General features: G+C 39.7%; 17 protein-coding genes. 1 reads left to right on the forward strand and 16 read right to left on the reverse strand.

Annotated elements, in window-relative coordinates; genetic code table 11:
* Nucleotides 1–103: 103 nt before the first annotated feature.
* From T357_RS0112645 to T357_RS21790, 4 genes are all read right to left on the reverse strand, one after another.
* A complete protein-coding gene (locus tag T357_RS0112645) occupies nt 104–1,057 on the reverse strand; it encodes a hypothetical protein (protein WP_031553226.1) in 954 nt (317 codons plus the stop codon).
* A gap of 1 nt (nt 1,058) precedes the next feature.
* Nucleotides 1,059–1,610, reverse strand: coding sequence for a hypothetical protein (locus tag T357_RS0112650; protein WP_031553228.1), 552 nt, complete (start codon nt 1,608–1,610; stop codon nt 1,059–1,061).
* Between the two features lie 407 nt (nt 1,611–2,017).
* Nucleotides 2,018–2,260, reverse strand: coding sequence for a reverse transcriptase domain-containing protein (locus tag T357_RS21785; protein WP_242840107.1), 243 nt, complete (start codon nt 2,258–2,260; stop codon nt 2,018–2,020).
* A gap of 72 nt (nt 2,261–2,332) precedes the next feature.
* Nucleotides 2,333–2,506, reverse strand: coding sequence for a hypothetical protein (locus T357_RS21790; RefSeq protein WP_242840108.1), 174 nt, complete (start codon nt 2,504–2,506; stop codon nt 2,333–2,335).
* Nucleotides 2,507–3,115: 609 nt separating this feature from the next.
* On the opposite strand from T357_RS21790, the gene T357_RS0112660 reads away from it, so the two are divergent.
* Nucleotides 3,116–3,688 carry a transposase family protein gene (locus T357_RS0112660; RefSeq protein WP_031553232.1) on the forward strand — a complete coding sequence of 191 codons (573 nt, stop codon included), beginning with the start codon at nt 3,116–3,118 and terminating at the stop codon, nt 3,686–3,688.
* Here the strand turns inward: T357_RS0112660 and T357_RS0112665 are convergent.
* The 12 genes from T357_RS0112665 to T357_RS0112720 all read right to left on the reverse strand — a co-directional run bounded on the left by T357_RS0112665 (nt 3,663) and on the right by T357_RS0112720 (nt 18,499).
* Nucleotides 3,663–4,352 (reverse strand): hypothetical protein, encoded by a 690-nt coding sequence (locus tag T357_RS0112665; RefSeq protein ID WP_049962411.1) that lies wholly within the window; start codon nt 4,350–4,352, stop codon nt 3,663–3,665. The genes T357_RS0112660 and T357_RS0112665 overlap by 26 nt on opposite strands.
* Nucleotides 4,353–4,387: 35 nt before the next feature.
* Nucleotides 4,388–5,809 carry a dGTP triphosphohydrolase gene (dgt, locus tag T357_RS0112670; RefSeq protein WP_031553237.1) on the reverse strand — a complete coding sequence of 474 codons (1,422 nt, stop codon included), beginning with the start codon at nt 5,807–5,809 and terminating at the stop codon, nt 4,388–4,390.
* A 237-nt stretch (nt 5,810–6,046) separates the two neighbouring features.
* Nucleotides 6,047–6,238: a hypothetical protein gene (locus T357_RS21470; RefSeq protein ID WP_197027348.1), complete on the reverse strand. Its 192-nt coding sequence runs from the start codon at nt 6,236–6,238 to the stop codon at nt 6,047–6,049.
* A gap of 446 nt (nt 6,239–6,684) precedes the next feature.
* A complete protein-coding gene (locus T357_RS0112680) occupies nt 6,685–7,881 on the reverse strand; it encodes an IS630 family transposase (RefSeq protein ID WP_031553243.1) in 1,197 nt (398 codons plus the stop codon).
* Between the two features lie 247 nt (nt 7,882–8,128).
* Entirely contained in the window at nt 8,129–8,866 is a 738-nt protein-coding gene (locus T357_RS0112685) for a hypothetical protein (RefSeq protein WP_031553245.1), read from the reverse strand.
* A 150-nt stretch (nt 8,867–9,016) separates the two neighbouring features.
* Nucleotides 9,017–9,259 carry a hypothetical protein gene (locus T357_RS0112690; protein ID WP_031553247.1) on the reverse strand — a complete coding sequence of 81 codons (243 nt, stop codon included), beginning with the start codon at nt 9,257–9,259 and terminating at the stop codon, nt 9,017–9,019.
* Between the two features lie 5 nt (nt 9,260–9,264).
* On the reverse strand, nt 9,265–10,971 hold the full coding sequence (locus tag T357_RS0112695; RefSeq protein ID WP_031553248.1) for an IS1634 family transposase: 1,707 nt from the start codon (nt 10,969–10,971) through the stop codon (nt 9,265–9,267).
* 367 nt (nt 10,972–11,338) lie between these two features.
* Nucleotides 11,339–12,829, reverse strand: coding sequence for a nucleotide sugar dehydrogenase (locus tag T357_RS0112700; RefSeq protein WP_031553251.1), 1,491 nt, complete (start codon nt 12,827–12,829; stop codon nt 11,339–11,341).
* Nucleotides 12,830–13,142: 313 nt separating this feature from the next.
* Nucleotides 13,143–14,327: a type I phosphomannose isomerase catalytic subunit gene (locus T357_RS0112705; RefSeq protein WP_242840109.1), complete on the reverse strand. Its 1,185-nt coding sequence runs from the start codon at nt 14,325–14,327 to the stop codon at nt 13,143–13,145.
* Nucleotides 14,296–15,618, reverse strand: coding sequence for a sugar phosphate nucleotidyltransferase (locus tag T357_RS0112710; protein WP_031553257.1), 1,323 nt, complete (start codon nt 15,616–15,618; stop codon nt 14,296–14,298). The genes T357_RS0112705 and T357_RS0112710 overlap by 32 nt, the downstream gene beginning before the upstream one ends.
* 689 nt (nt 15,619–16,307) lie before the next feature.
* Nucleotides 16,308–17,426 carry an IS110 family RNA-guided transposase gene (locus T357_RS0112715; protein ID WP_081828166.1) on the reverse strand — a complete coding sequence of 373 codons (1,119 nt, stop codon included), beginning with the start codon at nt 17,424–17,426 and terminating at the stop codon, nt 16,308–16,310.
* 131 nt (nt 17,427–17,557) lie between these two features.
* Nucleotides 17,558–18,499, reverse strand: a complete 942-nt coding sequence (locus T357_RS0112720; RefSeq protein WP_031553262.1) for a GDP-L-fucose synthase family protein — start codon at nt 18,497–18,499, stop codon at nt 17,558–17,560.
* Nucleotides 18,500–18,554: the final 55 nt, after the last annotated feature.

Here is an 18,554-nt window from a genome sequence, read left to right on the forward strand (position 1 = left end):
GACAAGAAATACTTCAAACCGGTTGAACCGTCTAAACCAGTTACATCGGTTATTTCTGATATTTTGTCCTTAAAAGCAACTGTGATAGTTGTCGTAATTATTATTAGATCCTCCCTGATTCTATATCTTCGGGAAACAGTATACTAAATGCATCATCCCCATAAATCCATTTTATTATCCAGTTTTCTTTCACAATAGGTATATGTTCAATCTGATAATCACTGTCTTTATTATCAGAAAACCATCTGCAAAACCAATTGTGATAATAAGCAGACCAGCAATACTTTTCAAGTATATGACCATCCAGCGACTTACTATTTTCTATCTTCTGCTCAATAATCCATTTGTGGTCTCTTACCTTGTCGAAGTCAACATCACGACTATCCCAATCCTTAATAGCAAGATACAGATAGTTAACAAAAACATCGCCTTTTTCATCTACTAATAGTTGTGGAATCACAGGATAATCATCAATTTTCTGGTCGTGAATTGCTTTAAACGGATCAAGATGAAGCTTATCATACATAATTCTTGCGACCATTTCTTTTAGCTCTTTACTTAAGATAATCCTAGGATAGACCGCTGCGTCCTCAAGATGATAGGATTCTATCAATGAATTGCCATAAACAACATCATCATCCATATACAGAAATCCTTTTGATAATCCCCCACGTATAAAGAACCCCTTTTTGTTCATTGTGTACTGATAAAAAATCACAGGTTCTATAATCTCATTAAGATAATCAGCGTACATTTCTGAGACGACATCGCCTGCAGGTCCTTGTGCGTAGCTATTTACCTCATCCTCCAGCATGCCCTGTTCTTCTAATTCATTTATTCTTCTTAGCGGAACTCCAACAATAATGTTGTCTGTAAAGAACTTGATTGAGTATTTTGAGCTATCTGAAAACTTACCTTTTGCAGCATCAAGTGCATCCAGCAACTGCTTCATATGTTCCGTAGTACAAACTGTTTCTAATTCTCTTGTATACCCAAGAATATCTAAGAAAAAGCAGTATGCTTTTAATAACCTTGGCTCTTGAAAGGCTTTTGACATATCACATTCCCCACAACAAATAGTCAATCTTCTTCACAGCACTAATCCTATCTTTATATTCCGGAAGATAAGAATCAAAGATTTCAATATTTCTCTTCATTTCTGCAGTCTCAAAATATTCTGCATACCATCCGCAGATGCGCTTATAAATCGAATTAGCATTATCAATACTATTATCTCCTTTCCAGTCATCTTTATATCCGAGCCTTACAAGTACACGGCTATCCCATATAGGCCTACCCGGATCTATCGTGGCTAACATCTTGCTAGAAAATGAGGGTTCAATTCTACCTTTCAATTTCACATTTAAATCCATAATTATCTTTTCAAAAGATGGTGCCTTATCCTTCACGGATTCAAAATATTCAAAATATGAATCTCTCCAATTGGAATCGCTTCTTACGTTCCAGAAACCATTATACTTCTTTTGAAATCCATCTTTATCAGAAGCAATGTTAATGTTTTGCAAATTATCAATCAGCCAAATATACTTCTCAATCTGGAAATGCTTTGCAACTTGAGTTTTCAGTATTCTTTCTGCATCCAAGTTCATAACATCACACCATATTCTTCATAGCTTCTGCCTAAAGGTACCTGTTGTTCACCATGAAATAATATCGAATTCGATCAAGTACGTGCTGCAAATAATCATCCATCTGTCAACCAGCCAGAACAAAAGTTTACAAAAATTTCCCAGTATACGGTATATCATTATAGAAATTTTCCTGGTCAAGTAGACAGGGGGATTGCTCCCTCTGCCCCTCACAGAATTCCGGACGTGCAGGTTTCCTGCATCCGGCTCTTTACGAGACTCATTCCTCGTATACTTTCACGCGTAGATGCTCACGTATATTCTCGCTTTAGCTAAAGGATGTGTGAAGTTAATCATCTTCAGAAAATCGGCCCATTTATAACTTCTTTTCTGACTACGTCTGTTAAGCCAATAGAACAGGCTCTTCATCACCTCGTAGCCAAACGATTTAATACTCCGTGAGTTATCCGTAATCCCGTAGTAATGATAATAACCAACCAGTATCTCGTTAAATGACAGCTTCTGTTCGGTCTGAAGTCCATCATCTCATCATAAAACATGGGCTCAAATACCGCTTCAAGAATACGTCTTAATGCCTCCTGTACCAACTTATCCTCGTAGCAGTAAATGCTTAAAGGTCTTGTTTTACCATTGTCCTTAGGAATTTCCACACGCATCGCAGGTTTTGGTTTATATGCCTTTCTTTTGAGTCTGTCTACCAAGTCAACCAAATTTTCGTTAAGTTAAAGCCCATATTCCTCTTTGGTTATCCCATCGATTCCAACGGCCTTATCCCCGTCCATTTTCATGTGGCATTCCTTAAGGAAGTTCACGTCTATCAGATGTCCGATTGATGTGAATACTATTTTGGGATTTTGCGAAGATAGTTCCGCTATTCTCTCCAATTTCGTTGCCATTTGTTTACCCTTCTTTCTTCCGTCTCTGTGTACGGAGAAGTCTACCTCTGTGTGTAGCAAATGTTTCCTCTTTGATATTGTCTCGCAGGTCAGAGCTGTGAGGACAGCTCCTCTCGACTTCCCTCCACCGCTTATCATGTTCACGGATTCATAGGTAATATTCGGACCTCCGACTGCCTATGTATCTTCTACCTCGCTCCCTTTTGGGTCACTCGGTATACCGTCTCGACACACTCGAGACGGAACACATAGGCTCTCCCCAGTTAACACTTCACTTTTGTACTGCATGGGCAGATCTCGCCGACACCGCCAGAGCACTGCATATCTCGCCAATAACGACAGACAGTGTATTGACTTCCGCGCGTGTAACCGCGTCGTCCTCCGATTTCAATTGTCTTTCGATGCTGTATATTGCCCCTACAGCCATACTGTTTACGCTTCGCAGTATACGTTACCGCACGCCACGCAAAACTCGCTTCTGATGTCGTGGCTTACGACTTATCAGGTGGGCGTTTCCTGCCCACTATGTGAAGCACCCTTAGCTGGGCGCACTACACGGTAGCAATATCTGAATAAGTCTGCTACAACATTATTCTGCAAGGAGGTATTATGATCAGTATAGCAGACTTATTGGATCTTGAAGATCCAAACATTTCCATCACATCCACCAGGGTCGAGGGCCAAATAAAAATCCTCACGCTGGAGACAAAACCTTCCGCTACCTTTTGTCCTCAGTGCGGTTACCGCATGCATTCCCGAGGCACGAAGGTACGTAACATCAGCCACCCTATTTTCCAAGACGGCTATTCTCTTTCCCTCGAACTAAAGCAACGCAGATGGCGATGCACAAATAAGGATTGTCGGTATGATCTCGCCGAATCCTTCAAATTTGTGGATAAGAATCGCAGAAAGACAAATGCTTCAGACATGATGATCGTTCAAGCATTTCGAGATCTTGATGAGACAGCCGCTTCCATCGCACGACGATTCAATTCTTCAGACACACATGTCCTCGACATTTTTGACCGATATGTCAAACTCGACAGGTTGCCGCTTACTGACATCATTTCTGTCGATGAAGTCCACACTGAGATCGATACATTACCAAAATCCCGAAAATTTCGAATTTCCGTGTCTAGCAATATGTTATATCTCGCTATTTATCATCACTATCAAAAATAGATTGTATTTCTAATTGAACTTGTTCTTTCTTTATTATCTCGCCATTATATCTCTTTTTGATTATATTATATATTTTTTTATAGTACTCCTCATCATTACGCCCATGCTTCTTTATAAACTTTATTAAACTATCTGAATACCTTAAAGAATACTGATTCTTTAAAACTATAGCCCGTGAAATATTTAAATCTATTTCTGGATTATCCTCCAACACTATATCTAACAAATTATGTTCTATGGCTTTTTTATAAACATAATCATAGAAACGTTTTTGAGTTATATCATAAAGAATCGCATCTATATTAAAAAAGACAGTTTTCTTCAGATTAGAAACATAGCAACTCTTATCACATGCTATTTTCTTATTAACATAAGCCCACGTTTTATCAATCTGCCAGATATCTATTTTAGTTTTAGATAGCCTAATCTTATATCCTCCAAACTTGTTTTGTTGATGTCCATTTTCTGCAATAAAGTTTTCCCATTTTTTTTCATTTCTTACATCGATAACAACATCGATATCTCGTGAAAAATCAAAATTTTTATGTCTCTTGAAATCCCGCAAACTACCACCAATCAGATATAGATTTCCAATATCACATAGCTCATCATATAATTCATCTCCAATTACCTTAGAAAGACTCTTTACAACTCCAAAACCCATAATTCGTCCTCTATAAATAACCACAATTAATAACATCAACTAGGTAGCTTAATACCCGTTAATTCTTTGTACATTTTCATAGCATAACTATCAGTCATACCCACTATAAAATCCACTGATAATCTAATCAAAGATTCATCAGATATTTTCTCAATATCAACCAACGACTCCTCGTTAGTTTCATAGTTAAATCTGGAAATATACCTATAATTAGGTGAAATCAATCTATAAATTTTTCCTGTATATGTCCTAGTATCTGCTAATTCTTTTCTGTCTGCTGCTAAAAATGTCCCAATAAAAATATCCAATAATTTGCTTAACACTATGTGGCTCATAGCTTCTAACGCCAACACTTCATGGCAATTATAGCAATAATCTCTAGTGACCTTTTTTATTTCCTTAATGAAATCGTTTTCTCTATCTAATAATTCTCCCTCAAAGGTTCCTGTCATAATCGCGTCATAATTATCAATAAAATTCCCCAATGCCACTTCAAATAAATAGCTTTGTGAATAATTTCTGAAGCTTCTAACTACTCCATCGTCCTTATTTTTTTCTAAATCCAGATTGTGTTTAGATCTCAAGGCATCAATTTTATCAAAAATATGTTTTTTCTTTCCATTATTACATTTATCTTTTATATTTTCATATTCTCGGTTCCAATCAATATAACCTTTCTTAACACCATCTTCTATATCATCCAAAATATAAATTATATCATCTGCAGCCTCTAACAAATATGTAATTGGATTCCTCTGATTTTCCTTTAATCCAATTTTAACCCTAATTTTGTTATATAAATCTGCCTCTGACACAAAATAACCATATTTAGATTTCTCCCTGTTACACAAAGACGATGACCATGGATATTTAATTATTGAAGATAGTGTACCATATGTAAAATTAGCTCCGTATTGATCATTCATCATTTGCAATTTCGTAAGAATTCTGAAATTTTGAACATTCCCATCAAAATATCTATAATCCCTAAGTGTTTCCTTTAATTCTGGTTTATCTAAGTAAACGCCAAACTTTGCATCCAATGAATAAAAATTTCTTTCAAACCATTCCCTAATAACTGATTCTCCATAATGCCCAAAAGGTGGATTTCCCAAATCATGTACAAGTCCCGCAGTTTGCAAAATAGCAGCAAGCTTATCAACCATTTCCAGATTAAATACATCTGGTTTTTCTTTTACCAACCACTCACCAACACCCTTTCCCAATGAACGCGCTAATGCAGACACCTCAATAGAGTGTGTCAATCTTGTACGTGTAAAATCATTCTCCTGAAGAGGATATACCTGAGCCTTGTCTTGTAATCGACGTACAGATGATGAACCCACAATTCTATCATAATCTGCTTCAAATTGGTTACGTACAATTCTACTTCCGGTATTATTTACACTTGATGGCCTTATACGGGTGTCACATAAAATTTCATCCCAACTTAGCATATCTATCCTCCATAATAATTCGATACTCCAATATAAACCGTGTTTCCTTTTTTTAATTATATCAGTTATATTTTAAAATATCATGATGTTGTTGCCACAAGTCCATTTTTTATCACCTCTCATCAATACCATTATCCTATGTTACAATAAGCCATATATCATCCATACTCGTTTTTATCACTCTTTAAGTTTTTTACATTCGTACTAATGACAACAGTACCAAATCTGTCCCTCCACCTATAAATACTCTCTCCTCAATTCATTAATTAATTCAAAAAGAAAACTCTCTGCACATCTATCAGGAATATCCTCAAGTTTTTTAATAAACTCTTTGACAAGCTCAATTGCCTCCACACTATGTTTTCCTCTGTCCGGCATATGTCGAATGTACCAAATCTGATCATAGATTTCCACCTGAGCAACCAGCATGTTCACATCCACCGAAAATTCCGACTCATTTGCCTCATTCGCTTCTCCATTGACGCCAAGATGGCGGAAGGCCGGACTCATTACAATGCCCTTGGACATTGTGCCGGCAAGCTCGTCAGAGTCATCTGGAAAATGATGACATACGACTTGGAATTTAAACTAGACTAAAGGGTCTGTATACCATATCGATAGATTTGTTTAAAAGCGCCCTCTTGGGAGCCTTGTTAAGGTTACCCTTTTTTACCATCGATAGTTAAAAAGAATTTTTTGCTAATTCAGGGTTGAATTTTCATAGTTGGTCTCCTTCGTTAGTAGAGTAAAATAGTCTACTTTATATGACTCGGTAGTGTAGTAAAATAATCTATTATTGTGAATACCTTAGAAAGATATTAGACTATAGTACTCAATATGTCCTTCAATTATTCCGCTAGTACATCGAATAATAATTAACTGACACTTAATGAATCATTGGATTTAATTCCAGCTGACTCTGCCTCAACAACACTGATTTCATCCATTTTGTATGTCCAATGATAAACTACAGGTTCACGATTTACTTCTTCGAAATAGAGGTAGATACGCTGCTCAAGTTCTTCCTTGGATTTTACACGAATACCTCTAAGCATTTGCTTGATCATCTTACTGAAGAAACTTTCTATCATGTTAAGCCATGATCCATGCTTAGGTGTAAACACAAAAACAAAACGACCTTCCGGTCTTGTTGCAAGATAATTTCTTGTCTCTTTTGATTTGTGTGCAGAGTGATTGTCGCAAACAATACGGATGACATCTCCTTCAGGATATCGAGCGTCCAGTTTCTTCAAGAGTTCAATGAAATCAGAACTCTTGTGGGTTTCGCTGACATAGGGTATTGCTTCTCCTGTAAGAAGATCAATTCCGGCAAGGAGCGAAAGTGTTCCAAGGCGCTTATATTCAGCATCTCGCATCACGCAGCCATTTTGTGCTGTAGGACGAAGATCATCACCTGTTGTTGCAATGGCCTGTATTCCCGGCTTTTCATCGCATGATACGGTGTGAACCATGATGCCGCTCTCCGGTATTATGATGTTTCCATCTTCGTTAAACTGCATGCTGACTTGTTTATATGCAAGCAATACATCATGCTTTTTTGCTTCAAAATCAGGATCACGTTTTTCACAATAATACTTGATTTTGAATGGCTTGATATCTGATCGCTTCAGGATTTTCTGAACCATTGGTTTTGTGATTGTTTTCAATCTTGGATATCCTGCAGCTTCAGCGTTGTTCTGTATATGTTGATGTAACTTTTTCAGTGTCCAAAGTTCCTGAGAATAACCAAGATCCGCAGGTCTTTGGCAGGCAACATCGATGATCCATGCAACTGCATCATCGGTAATCTCAACAGGACGACCTTTACGTTGATTATCAAAAAGAGCGCTGTCAGTACCATCGCTAAGATACTTTGATACACAAAGCTGTACTGTTGCAGTACTTATGTCGTAAATTCTTGCGATATCACGGATGGGTACGCTATTAGCTCTGTCCAACAGAATGTGAGCACGAATAACTACTTGAGCCTGTATTGTACGTTGTTTGATTAATGAACGAAGGTATTCGTAATCTCCGTCTCTAAGGATTATTGCAGTTGCTTTTCTTGGCATAATAGCCACCTCGGGTTTACATGATAAAACTATTATACCACAGATTATTTAAAGTATCAGTTATTTATTTTCGTTGTTCTAGAATAAAAGTTTATAAAAAATTCCCGATACACGGTTCCAATGTTTTACTGTCTCATATACCAAAGATAAAACAACCGCTTCCTTAAAAGAAATGACAATGTCTATCATCACATAGTTATAGTATATCTCTTTCCTATATGACATGAGAATTCATGTCAACTACCCCCTATTCTTTCCTCGGCAATGGTCTCTTAATCTTCATTTCTTCCAGCATTTTCTCCGCTTCTATAACCCCAAACCGATACAGCATCGGATAAATATACAACACACCCCTTATATCCCCCAGCGCCTTGGGTCGCGAAACAATCTCACCCCGTAATTCAACTGCCTTTTCAAATGCCCTCATCACAGAGCTCCAAACAATAGTCTTACTCCCACTTCTTCTGTCTATAATCAGTTCCCTATTATAATCCCCATTCCGTCCTTTCTTTAACTCATACGTAAAAGGCAGTCCTGTAATTGTATGGAAAGGATACTTTTGAAATGCCACAACCACATCCCAAAGAGCATATTCGTTCATACGCTCCATCAGATCCCTAACCGCCTGCTGCCTGCTTCGATATACATTAATTCGCTCCGCATTCATCGACAATTCTTCCGCCTTATATATCGACTTCGTATACGGCAGATATCCGTTTACAGATGATTTCTTAAGGCCCGTAAGCTCTTGAATATCCGCTATACTCTTCCCGGCGGCACGCAGATCGTTTACTACCTTTGATATTTCATTGCTATATGCTCCGGATGTAATAAGCAGCTTTCGGATCTTCAAAGGCGACATATCAAATTCAGCTGCCGTCTGTTTCAGCTCCTCGGTTTCATCATATGATTCAGATACCGCATCCAACAGATTCTTCATGATCTTATCCGGATCATAATGTGGTCGTTTCTTAGGTCTGGCCATTTGCTAACACTCCGCCTACTCTCAAAAATGTTCACTATCATTTATATTTCATATTTGCATAAGGTTAATGCCTTATCATAATAACCTTACAAACAATTCAATGCCATTTCAATCCAACTTATCCCTATGAATTGTGAATTTCCTGCCCTTTTAACTCTCCTCTTTTTCCCCATCCGAATTCTCCGTCAAGAAGTCCATTATTTCCTCAAAACTCTTATTACTCTTAGTTATAGCGCCGAGGAGCTTCTTGTTCCGGAGCTCCTCCTGTTTTTTCATGAGATCGTCAAGGATCGCTATGTCCTTGTCCATCTTTTCTTTATCCTTAAGCACGATCAGTTTCTGTTTCTCAACCCGTTCGTCTATCGATGATGCCGGTTTCCTTCCTCGTTTCATTTTCTTTATGCTTCCTCAGAGTATTTTAAACGTGCGGTGATCTCTCTTACACCGGATTTGATCTTTGCATCGTTGATTCCAAACGCCTTGAACAGGGTTTTACATGTGGCTGTTACCGCATGGTCAAGCCTATAGTCACCATCAGCCTGCCTTATCATTTCCACCTTGCTGAGTTCTCTGATTGCAGCCGGAACCGAGAAATAATTCTGCTTGCTTTCAGTTTCTATCTTGTAGTCCTTCAGCATCCTATAAAGCTTGTTTCTGATGATTAGCGCCACAAACTCTATGAAAATCTTTGCATGTATAGATTCCGTAGAGTGTACCCTGAAGCTCTTATCTCCCAGGTAGGACTTATCCTGACAGAAAAGCTTCTCCGAAACATCTCTGCCTTTATACAATTCCAAGGCTCCCTTTGCAGTCATTTTCTCGGATGTGATAATGACGAAGTATCCGCAAAGGTCAATCACTTTGTTTATCTCTTCATATTTCTCTTTGGCGAACATGAACTTTTCATCCGGTTCACCCTTCTTGCTGTATATGAGATCAAAGTATTTCTCCAGTTCCTTTCCGAGAGGTATCTTCTCATGCTCATGCTTCTTCAGGAATGCCGCCAGTTTATCGATTTTATCCTCGAAGTTTTCTCTTTCAGCGCTTTTCTTCCTGTCGCTGTAATAAATATGGAAGTATCGGTCCTTCGTATCTGAAGCATACAGCTTTCTCTTCACTGTTATGCCACTTACCTGATACTCACGGATAATGTTTTCCCTTCTGTTTTCGAACAGACCTTTTCTCGACAGGATCAGTTCGTTTACGAACTTCTTCATCCCTTTGACCATTATCACGAACTCATACCCGCACTTGTCCATGTAGTGGATGTTCTCTTCGCTGAAGTATCCACGGTCAAGAATGAAGCCGACATTCCTGTATCCATATCCCTTTGCCTTTTCGAGCATTACCTGAAGCTGCGCGATATCAGTGATGCTTCCGGGATAATCCTCATAAAATAGAGGTAATGAATTATCGCAGTCATAAGCTACAGCATAATTAACTATAGGCTTACCCTGGTCATCCTTTGCATGGCCGTATTCCACAAGGTCAATGTCCCCGGCATCACAATTCTTGTTTGTTGAATCGTAGGATATATAGATCTTCTGTCTGTGATCATGCTGCAGATTCCACTGGTTCAGAAACTCTACAGCCTGTGACTGACTGATGCCATTGATAAAATCGCTCACTTTTGAATCACTGTATATCCTCATCGCTTTGGTAAACAAAGGATGATCAAATGCATAGTCAGGATAATACTGATTAGCGTTGTTCTCAGCTATTATGCTATACGCGGCAAGATCCAGAAAAAGGCCGGCATCGTCCCCTATGATATCGGCCAGCATATCGTCGAGGTGATAATCATCAGCTACCTTCTTTATAGCAAGATATGGTCCGACCTTTAATACACCGCTTCTATCGGATATGTTCTTAGTCTCAGGGATATCTGCATCCGGAAAGTACTTGAGGTAGTTTGTGTTGGGATACATCATGTCGCTTTCGCGGCTTTCACACTTACCTATGGATGTCAGACTTCCAACAGTATATTTCTTCTTAGGGTCATAGTGTCTCTCGTATGTGTAATAAACGTAAGTTATACCATCGATGGTTTTCTTCGAAATCCCCTTCTCATCTTTTGGTATCGAAACAAGCTTTTTCAGGAACATATCTGCCTCCTTTATAGAGCGTTATTTAACTCTCTGTAATTCTGCCACGGATTCATGCCAAAATCCAGGTTTTTCGGTGTAAATCCGTGGTTTTTTCGATATTTTTTTAGCCGTGAGTTAATCCTTCAGGAAATTCACAATAACAAAAAATCCGCATCTTTTCAACCTCAAAATGCGGATTATTCCAGTATTTTCAAGGGGTTTTGACCGTTTGGTTGTTTACAATCCATCGTTAGTTGCACAAAAGTTTTGGAAGTTCACATTTGATGCGAATCCGTGGTTTTTATAATGTTTACTCCGCGAGTTGATCCTATGGAAAATTCACATTATGGTTTTGTAAAATTGTAATGGGATATGCCCCCTTACTTTAATCCCTCTGGAACAAATCCCTCGTATAAACCTTTTCCTTTACATCATCCAAACATGAATTATATCTATTTGCAATAATAGCATGACTCATGCTCTTAAACTTCTCAAGGTCATTAACCACTTCGCTTCCAAAGAATGTAGACCCATCCGGCAATGTTGGTTCATATATGATAACCTCTGCACCTTTTGCTTTTATTCTCTTCATGATTCCCTGAATCGATGATTGACGGAAATTATCGGAGTTAGATTTCATTGTAAGTCTATATACTCCGATAAATGTATCTTTCTGCTTTTCTTCCTGCGAAGGATCATACTCGTTAGATGAATATGAATAAAATCCTGCGATTTCCAAAACTCGGTCCGCAATGAAATCCTTACGGGTTCTGTTGGACTCAACGATTGCCTCAATCAGATTCTCCGGAACATCCTTATAGTTCGCAAGAAGCTGCTTTGTATCCTTTGGCAGACAGTATCCGCCATAACCGAATGAAGGATTATTGTAATGTGTTCCTATTCGCGGATCCAGACTTACACCATCGATAATGTCTTTGGTATTCAGTCCCTTTGACTCCGCATAGGTATCAAGCTCGTTAAAGTAAGATACACGAAGCGCAAGATAAGTGTTGGCAAAAAGCTTTACAGCCTCAGCTTCCGTTAAACCCATAAAAAGAGTGCTGATGCCCTTTTTAATTGCGCCCTCCTGAAGAAGTGCCGCAAAAGTATGCGCCGCCTCAACAAGTCGTTCATTATCCTTATCAGTTCCAACTATGATTCTTGAAGGATACAAATTATCATAAAGAGCCTTTGACTCACGAAGGAATTCAGGACTGAAGATAATGTTTTCGGTGTTATACTTCTTTCTCACCGACTCTGTATATCCAACCGGAATCGTTGATTTGATTACCATGATGGCCTTAGGATTCACCTTGAGTACAAGTTCAATTACAGCTTCAACAGCGCTTGTATCGAAATAGTTCTTCTTTGCATCATAATTTGTAGGTGCCGCAATGATTACAAAATCTGCATCCTTGTAAGCTACCTCTCCATCAAGAGTCGCCGTAAGATCAAGCTCCTTCTCGGTAAGATACTTCTCTATGTACTCATCCTGGATCGGTGATTTTCTTTTATTTATAAGTTCAACCTTCTCCGGGATAATGTCTACTGCCGTAACATGATTATGCTGGGCAAGTAATGTAGCAATGGAAAGACCAACATAACCGGTACCGGCCACTGCAATATTCATAGGCGATTTCGACTCAAAGGTCATGGTTCCATCATAATCCAAGAATACTTCAGTAGGGTCAAATCCCAAAACAGAAGCAATCTTTTCAAGCTGCTGTATGGAAGGAACATACTCCATAGATTCAATATGACTGAACATGGCACGATTTATACCTGTTGCATCAGCAAGCTGCTGCTGTGTCATCTTCTTCTCTTTACGCTTAGAGCTTACAAGCTCTGCAAGCTTTTCCTGTGATAATGTCTTCATACTGTATATATCCTCTCGCGTTATTCTAAATAACATATATTGTTTTCTGTAAAAGTATAATCAGTTTAATTCATCGTCATGTTTTTTGCAATATATTTCATTGATGCTTGAATAATATTCACTATTTTCAAAAAGACAGGCGGAAAGAATGTTATAATCCATAACATTCTTTCAGCTGTCATACACTAACCAAGACATTACGCGATATTTCATCTATAGCTTCAAGCGGAAACCACTTTACAAATCCATTAGAAATGCCACTTGCCGCATTAATCCTTTAATCAGCTAAACATATATATTTGAAAAAACTATATCAGCAACTGATCCTCAAAAATTCCGCTTTCCCATGAATCTTCAGTTTCTCACTATTCGCCGGAACAAAGATGCAGTCGCCTCTGAATATGTTAATGCTGACATCTTCACCGAACATTACTCCACAACCATCGATACAGAGTAACACTTCAAATGACGTATCACTACTTTGAAACTCCGCCATAGTCTTGATTCGTTCTGTGTTGACCAACATTCTCTCAACCTGGAAATACTTGCAACGGCTCAGAAGTTCATACGCACTACCTGGTTTATACTGCAGCTTTCTCATAGGCTGACGCGGTTCTGCAGATGAGCTATAATTCATCACATCAAGAGCCTTCTCGATATGAAGTTCTCTAAGCCTTCCGTTCTTGTCGATACGGTTATAATCATAAAGTCTGTATGTCAGGTTACTGCTCTCCTGGATTTCAGCGATCAGGATACCTCCACCGATGGCGTGAACCGTTCCGGATTCAATGTAAAACATATCACCTTTGTGAACCGGAACAGTGTGCATGTATTTTTCAATACTTCCGTCAGCTATGCTTGCCCTTACCTGCTCCTTCGTTACCTCATTCTTAAAACCATAAACAAGCTCAGCGCCGGGTTCAGCATCGACCACATACCACATCTCAGTCTTGCCAAGCTGGCCATTCTCGTGTTCTTTGGCATATTCATCCGAAGGGTGAACCTGCACAGACAAGTCATTCTTCGCATCGATAAGCTTTACAAGAATCGGGATTCCTTCGCCTATGACAGATATCGGATGTGTTCCCAAAAACTCGGGATGAGCCTTCAGCACCTCTGCCAAAGTCATTCCTTCATACTCACCAGATGCAACCACACTAGGACCATCAGGATGAGTAGAACACTCCCAAGTCTCTGCCAGAGGAGAAAGATTGATGTTCTTTGCGTACTCATCATTAAGACGCTGTCCACCCCAAAGATAATCTTTACCGGCCGGCGACAACAGGAACGGCTTATTTCCAAAGGCAAAGCTGTCGTATCCCACCATACTTCTCTGATCGATCATACTATCCTTTTTGACCACACTGTCCTGTCTGCTTTCGCCTCTATTCTCGGTCGCACTACCCTGCTTATCCGCACTGCTGTTCTCAAAACCACACCCACATGCAGTAACCTCATCCTTTTCCTCAAATCTCGAGCTTGTACTTCTTCTTGTCATGTACGCTGATCTCCTTTCCAAGCTGGATTTCGATAAGCTGCAGCTCAGAATCAGCGATTATTGTGTGACGGCAGCCTGCCTGCATAGTAACGACATCTCCGGCCTTAACGTTCTGCACCATTCCGTCTACTACAGTTCTACCGTTACCGGAAATAATAGTCCACACCTCATCTCTATTTTGGTGACTATGATAATTCATAGAGTGGCTTTTATGTAAAGTCACCTTGATTGTCATAGATTCCTTTTCAACATCGAGAACCAGATATGATCCCCATGATTTCTCAGCAAACATGATTGGCTGCTCGTACTTATCTACGAAAGGCTTAATGTAAGAACTCTGAGCTTTATCGGATACCAGAATTCCTTCTGGAGAAGCGGATATAACCACATCCTTGAGGCCCATTGCCAAAACAGGTACATCAAGGTCATTTACAATGTGTACGTTTTCACATGTTTCATTCATCTCACCTTTTCCGACAATGTTTTCGCTCATAGCTTCAGTGAGGGTATTCCATGTTCCGAGATCCTTCCAGAGACCATTGAAACGGAGCACCTGAATGTCAGCCTCTTTCTCGACGACAGCGTAGTCGAAACTGATCTTCGTGCACTCATCGTAATGTTGATAAAGATCATAATAATCATCAAATTTAATCAGCTCATGAGCACGTTTGAGAACATAGCCAAGCTTATAAGCAAATATCCCACCATTCCAAAGCGCCCCTTGCTTCAGGTACTCTTTTGCCGTCTCCAGCTCCGGTTTCTCCTTAAAGCTAGCAACCTTTGACACATTATCTTTAGTTTCAGGAATGATATATCCATACTTCTCAGAAGGATATGTCGGCTCCATACCAAGAAGCGTAAGATTAGCCGCTCCTTCCTCTGCAAGTTCAGCCAACTTCTTCAAAGCAGCAAAATAATCATCTTCAACGTAAGGATCCACCGGACAGACAACAACTGCCTCATTCTCACCCACACCTGCTACGTCATGAAGATAAGCTGTTGCCAATGCGATAGCCGGAAACGTATCTCTTCTGCAAGGCTCGATGGACACACCTACATCTTCACCCAACTGATTATGGATTTCTGACACCTGACTCTTGGAGGTTGCTACTGTAACCTTGGCATCTGTATCGATCTTCCTGATAGACCTGTACATTCTCTGGGCCATAGAGACATACTCGCCCTCATTTTTTTCATCCTTGAATATCTTAATAAACTGCTTAGAGCGAACATCATTTGACAGTGGCCACAAACGCTTTCCTGAACCACCAGATAAAAGAACTATATTCATACACATTACCTCTTTTTTTGACCACTCAGTTGCCATGATTCCAGTGAAGAACATTTTGTTGTGATACTTCTGATGACCCCAAATGAAATCCACAAGCACATCCACTGAGCGCCTTTATTAATAAACAAAACGAGCCACTGTAAGTCATCTCTTCCTCACAGCAGCCCATTAACCATTGACTTACGATATTTTTCTTAAATATTTAGAGCTTTCAAAAACCAGGAGCACTATATGTAAGCTATTGCATAATAGTTGCCACTGGTAAACTGATATGTAATGACCTCTTGTCAAGCGAAAAATGACAGGGATCACCACAAACTTATTTAATTGTATCTGAAGGCATCTTGAAAGAGCCTCGGGGTATCAGTTCCCGGCATTGGCCACTCTGATATACGTGGATTGGTTACCGACAGGTCAATGGTCCGCCGTGAGCTCTACCGTCTAATAGCGTGGATCACAGATTGCTCTGTGCCGACATAGTTTACTCGTAGATAGCTCGAACCTTGAAATGGCCGAAGCCCTTTCAAGATGTCTTCAGTTGTTGCTTGTTAATGGGCAGATGTAAATGGCACAAGCCATCTTACATCTGCTTAACCACCCACTATAACAGCAGGGTGAAGATGTCAAGGCTGCGAAGCACCGCCCTCGGCGGCTTGGCCTTGATATCGGAGACATGATGTTATACCAGATCATGCTATTTTATCAGTCATCATGCCCCACATGAAGCAGGCAAGTTCTCTTGCTATTGCAGTTTTAGCGACGTTGTGTTTCTTGCTTTTCCCAAGAACCATTTTGTAGTACTTACGTCTCAGTCTTTCATTAGCTTTATCAGCATATGCAATGACCTGAGGCAGATTGCCAGCCTGACGTGCTTTAAGTGCTTTTGATTTATGACCAATTTGCCCTCTGCTGTATGTCTGTGATGATTCCGTGAGTAATTGCCTCACATGACGATTTCCGGCTTTTGTGATCCCAAGCCTTGTTTTTTCATCACCACTGGAATCTTCGCCTGGTACAAGACCAAGATATGAAGCAAACTTGTCAGCCGTTGCAAAACGTTTGAAATCACCTACTTCAACCAATACAGATAATGCTGTATGAGTTTGAACTCCGATGAAACAGCAAAGTTTTTTCACAGACTCCTTGTACTCGTCTTTGGAAGCGAGTTCTTCTATTCGCCTATCCAAACGGTCAAGCTTGTCACTTAAGGTTGTATAGGTCAGCAGGTATTCATCGAGGATCTCTTTATATAGAGCCTCAGGTCTAAGTGATTTAAGCCATTTTAAATGAGCTATTGTCCAATGACTTTTTCCATCATAGCGATAGTTATGACGAAGGCAAAATGAAAGAATCTGCTGTTTCACTTTTTTGAGCGCAAGCTTATGATCATCCCTCATCCGAAGAAACTCTTTTGTTTCTTCATCTGTAGCAGTGGGGACATGAACAGGACTGTAGTTGTGTTGAGCAAGACATTTACCAATCAGTGCAGCGTCACGCTTATCAGTTTTTATTCTTTTACCACTACGTGTTTCAAGCATAGTGGTTGGAGCAAGTATCACACAGCTAACGTTACGGTCTGTTAGCTGATGATATAACGTATAGCCGAGACATCCGGCTTCATAACCGCATATAAAGTTAGTATCATTTCCGTAGATTGTTCTGAGAAATTCCAGATACTTGAGAATTTCCTTGTAATCAGCCGGTGTACGCCTTATGTAAGCTGCTTTTTCTGTTTCAATCAAGTAAGCGCAGAGAGTAAAACTTTCCTTGTGTACATCCATTCCTACGTAAACTGTGGTATTATTCATTATGTGACCTCCCTTTGTATGCGGTAATCCCTGTTACCATTGTCTTATCAACTTTAGTATACAGGTAAATCCACGTTGCTACAAAGAGGAGGTCATTACATATTGTCTATTAGAGTTACATTACACCGATTTTATCTCTCAGCTCTCATAGGATTATTGAGGAAATCCTCATAGGACAACCTAATGCCTTCATCAAGACTGTATTTAGGTTCCCATCCCATTGCCTTACTCTTGCTTACATCCAGAAGCTTTCTTGGAGTTCCGTTTGGCTTGGTTGTATCCCACTTTATCTCCCCGGTATAACCGATAATCTTTGCCACACGTTCAGTAAGCTCTTTTATAGTCAATTCCTTACCGGTACCTGCATTAACCGTTTCATCACCACTATAGTTATTCATAAGAAATACACAAAGATTAGCAAGATCATCAACATATAGGAATTCACGAAGTGGTGACCCATCTCCCCAGCAGGTTACCTCTGTAAGACCATTTACCTTAGCTTCATGAAAACGACGGATCAAAGCCGGCAGAACATGACTGTGTGTCGGATGATAGTTGTCATTCGGTCCATAAAGATTTGTAGGCATTACAGAAATGTAATCTGTACCATACTGCTTGTTTAGAAACTCGCAATACTTAAGTCCGGAAATCTTGGCAAGAGCATACGCCTCATTAGTCTTCTCAAGTTCAGATGTCAGGAGGCAAGACTCCGGCATAGGCTGAGGCGCCATGCGAGGATAAATGCAGGATGAACCGAGGAACTCCAATTTCTTGCATCCGTTCTGCCATGCTGAATGAACCACGTTCATCTCAAGTATCATGTTTTCATACATAAAATCAGCCAAATGCTCCTGATTTGCGATGATACCGCCAACCTTAGCAGCCGCAAGGAACACGTACTCCGGCTTCTCAGCCTCGAAGAATGCTTCAACCTGATCCTGTCTGGTCAGATCAAGTTCTTTATGCGTTCTTGTAATAATGTTTGTATAACCCTGTCTCTGTAACTCTCTTACGATAGCAGAACCCACCATGCCGCGATGACCTGCGACATAAATCTTTGCATCCTTAGCCATAGGAGCCTGTTTGGCTCTATACTGTTCAGGCATCATAATGATTTTACCTTCTTTC

This window comes from Oribacterium sp. FC2011, assembly GCF_000701645.1.
In the GTDB taxonomy this organism is placed as follows: domain Bacteria; phylum Bacillota; class Clostridia; order Lachnospirales; family Lachnospiraceae; genus Oribacterium.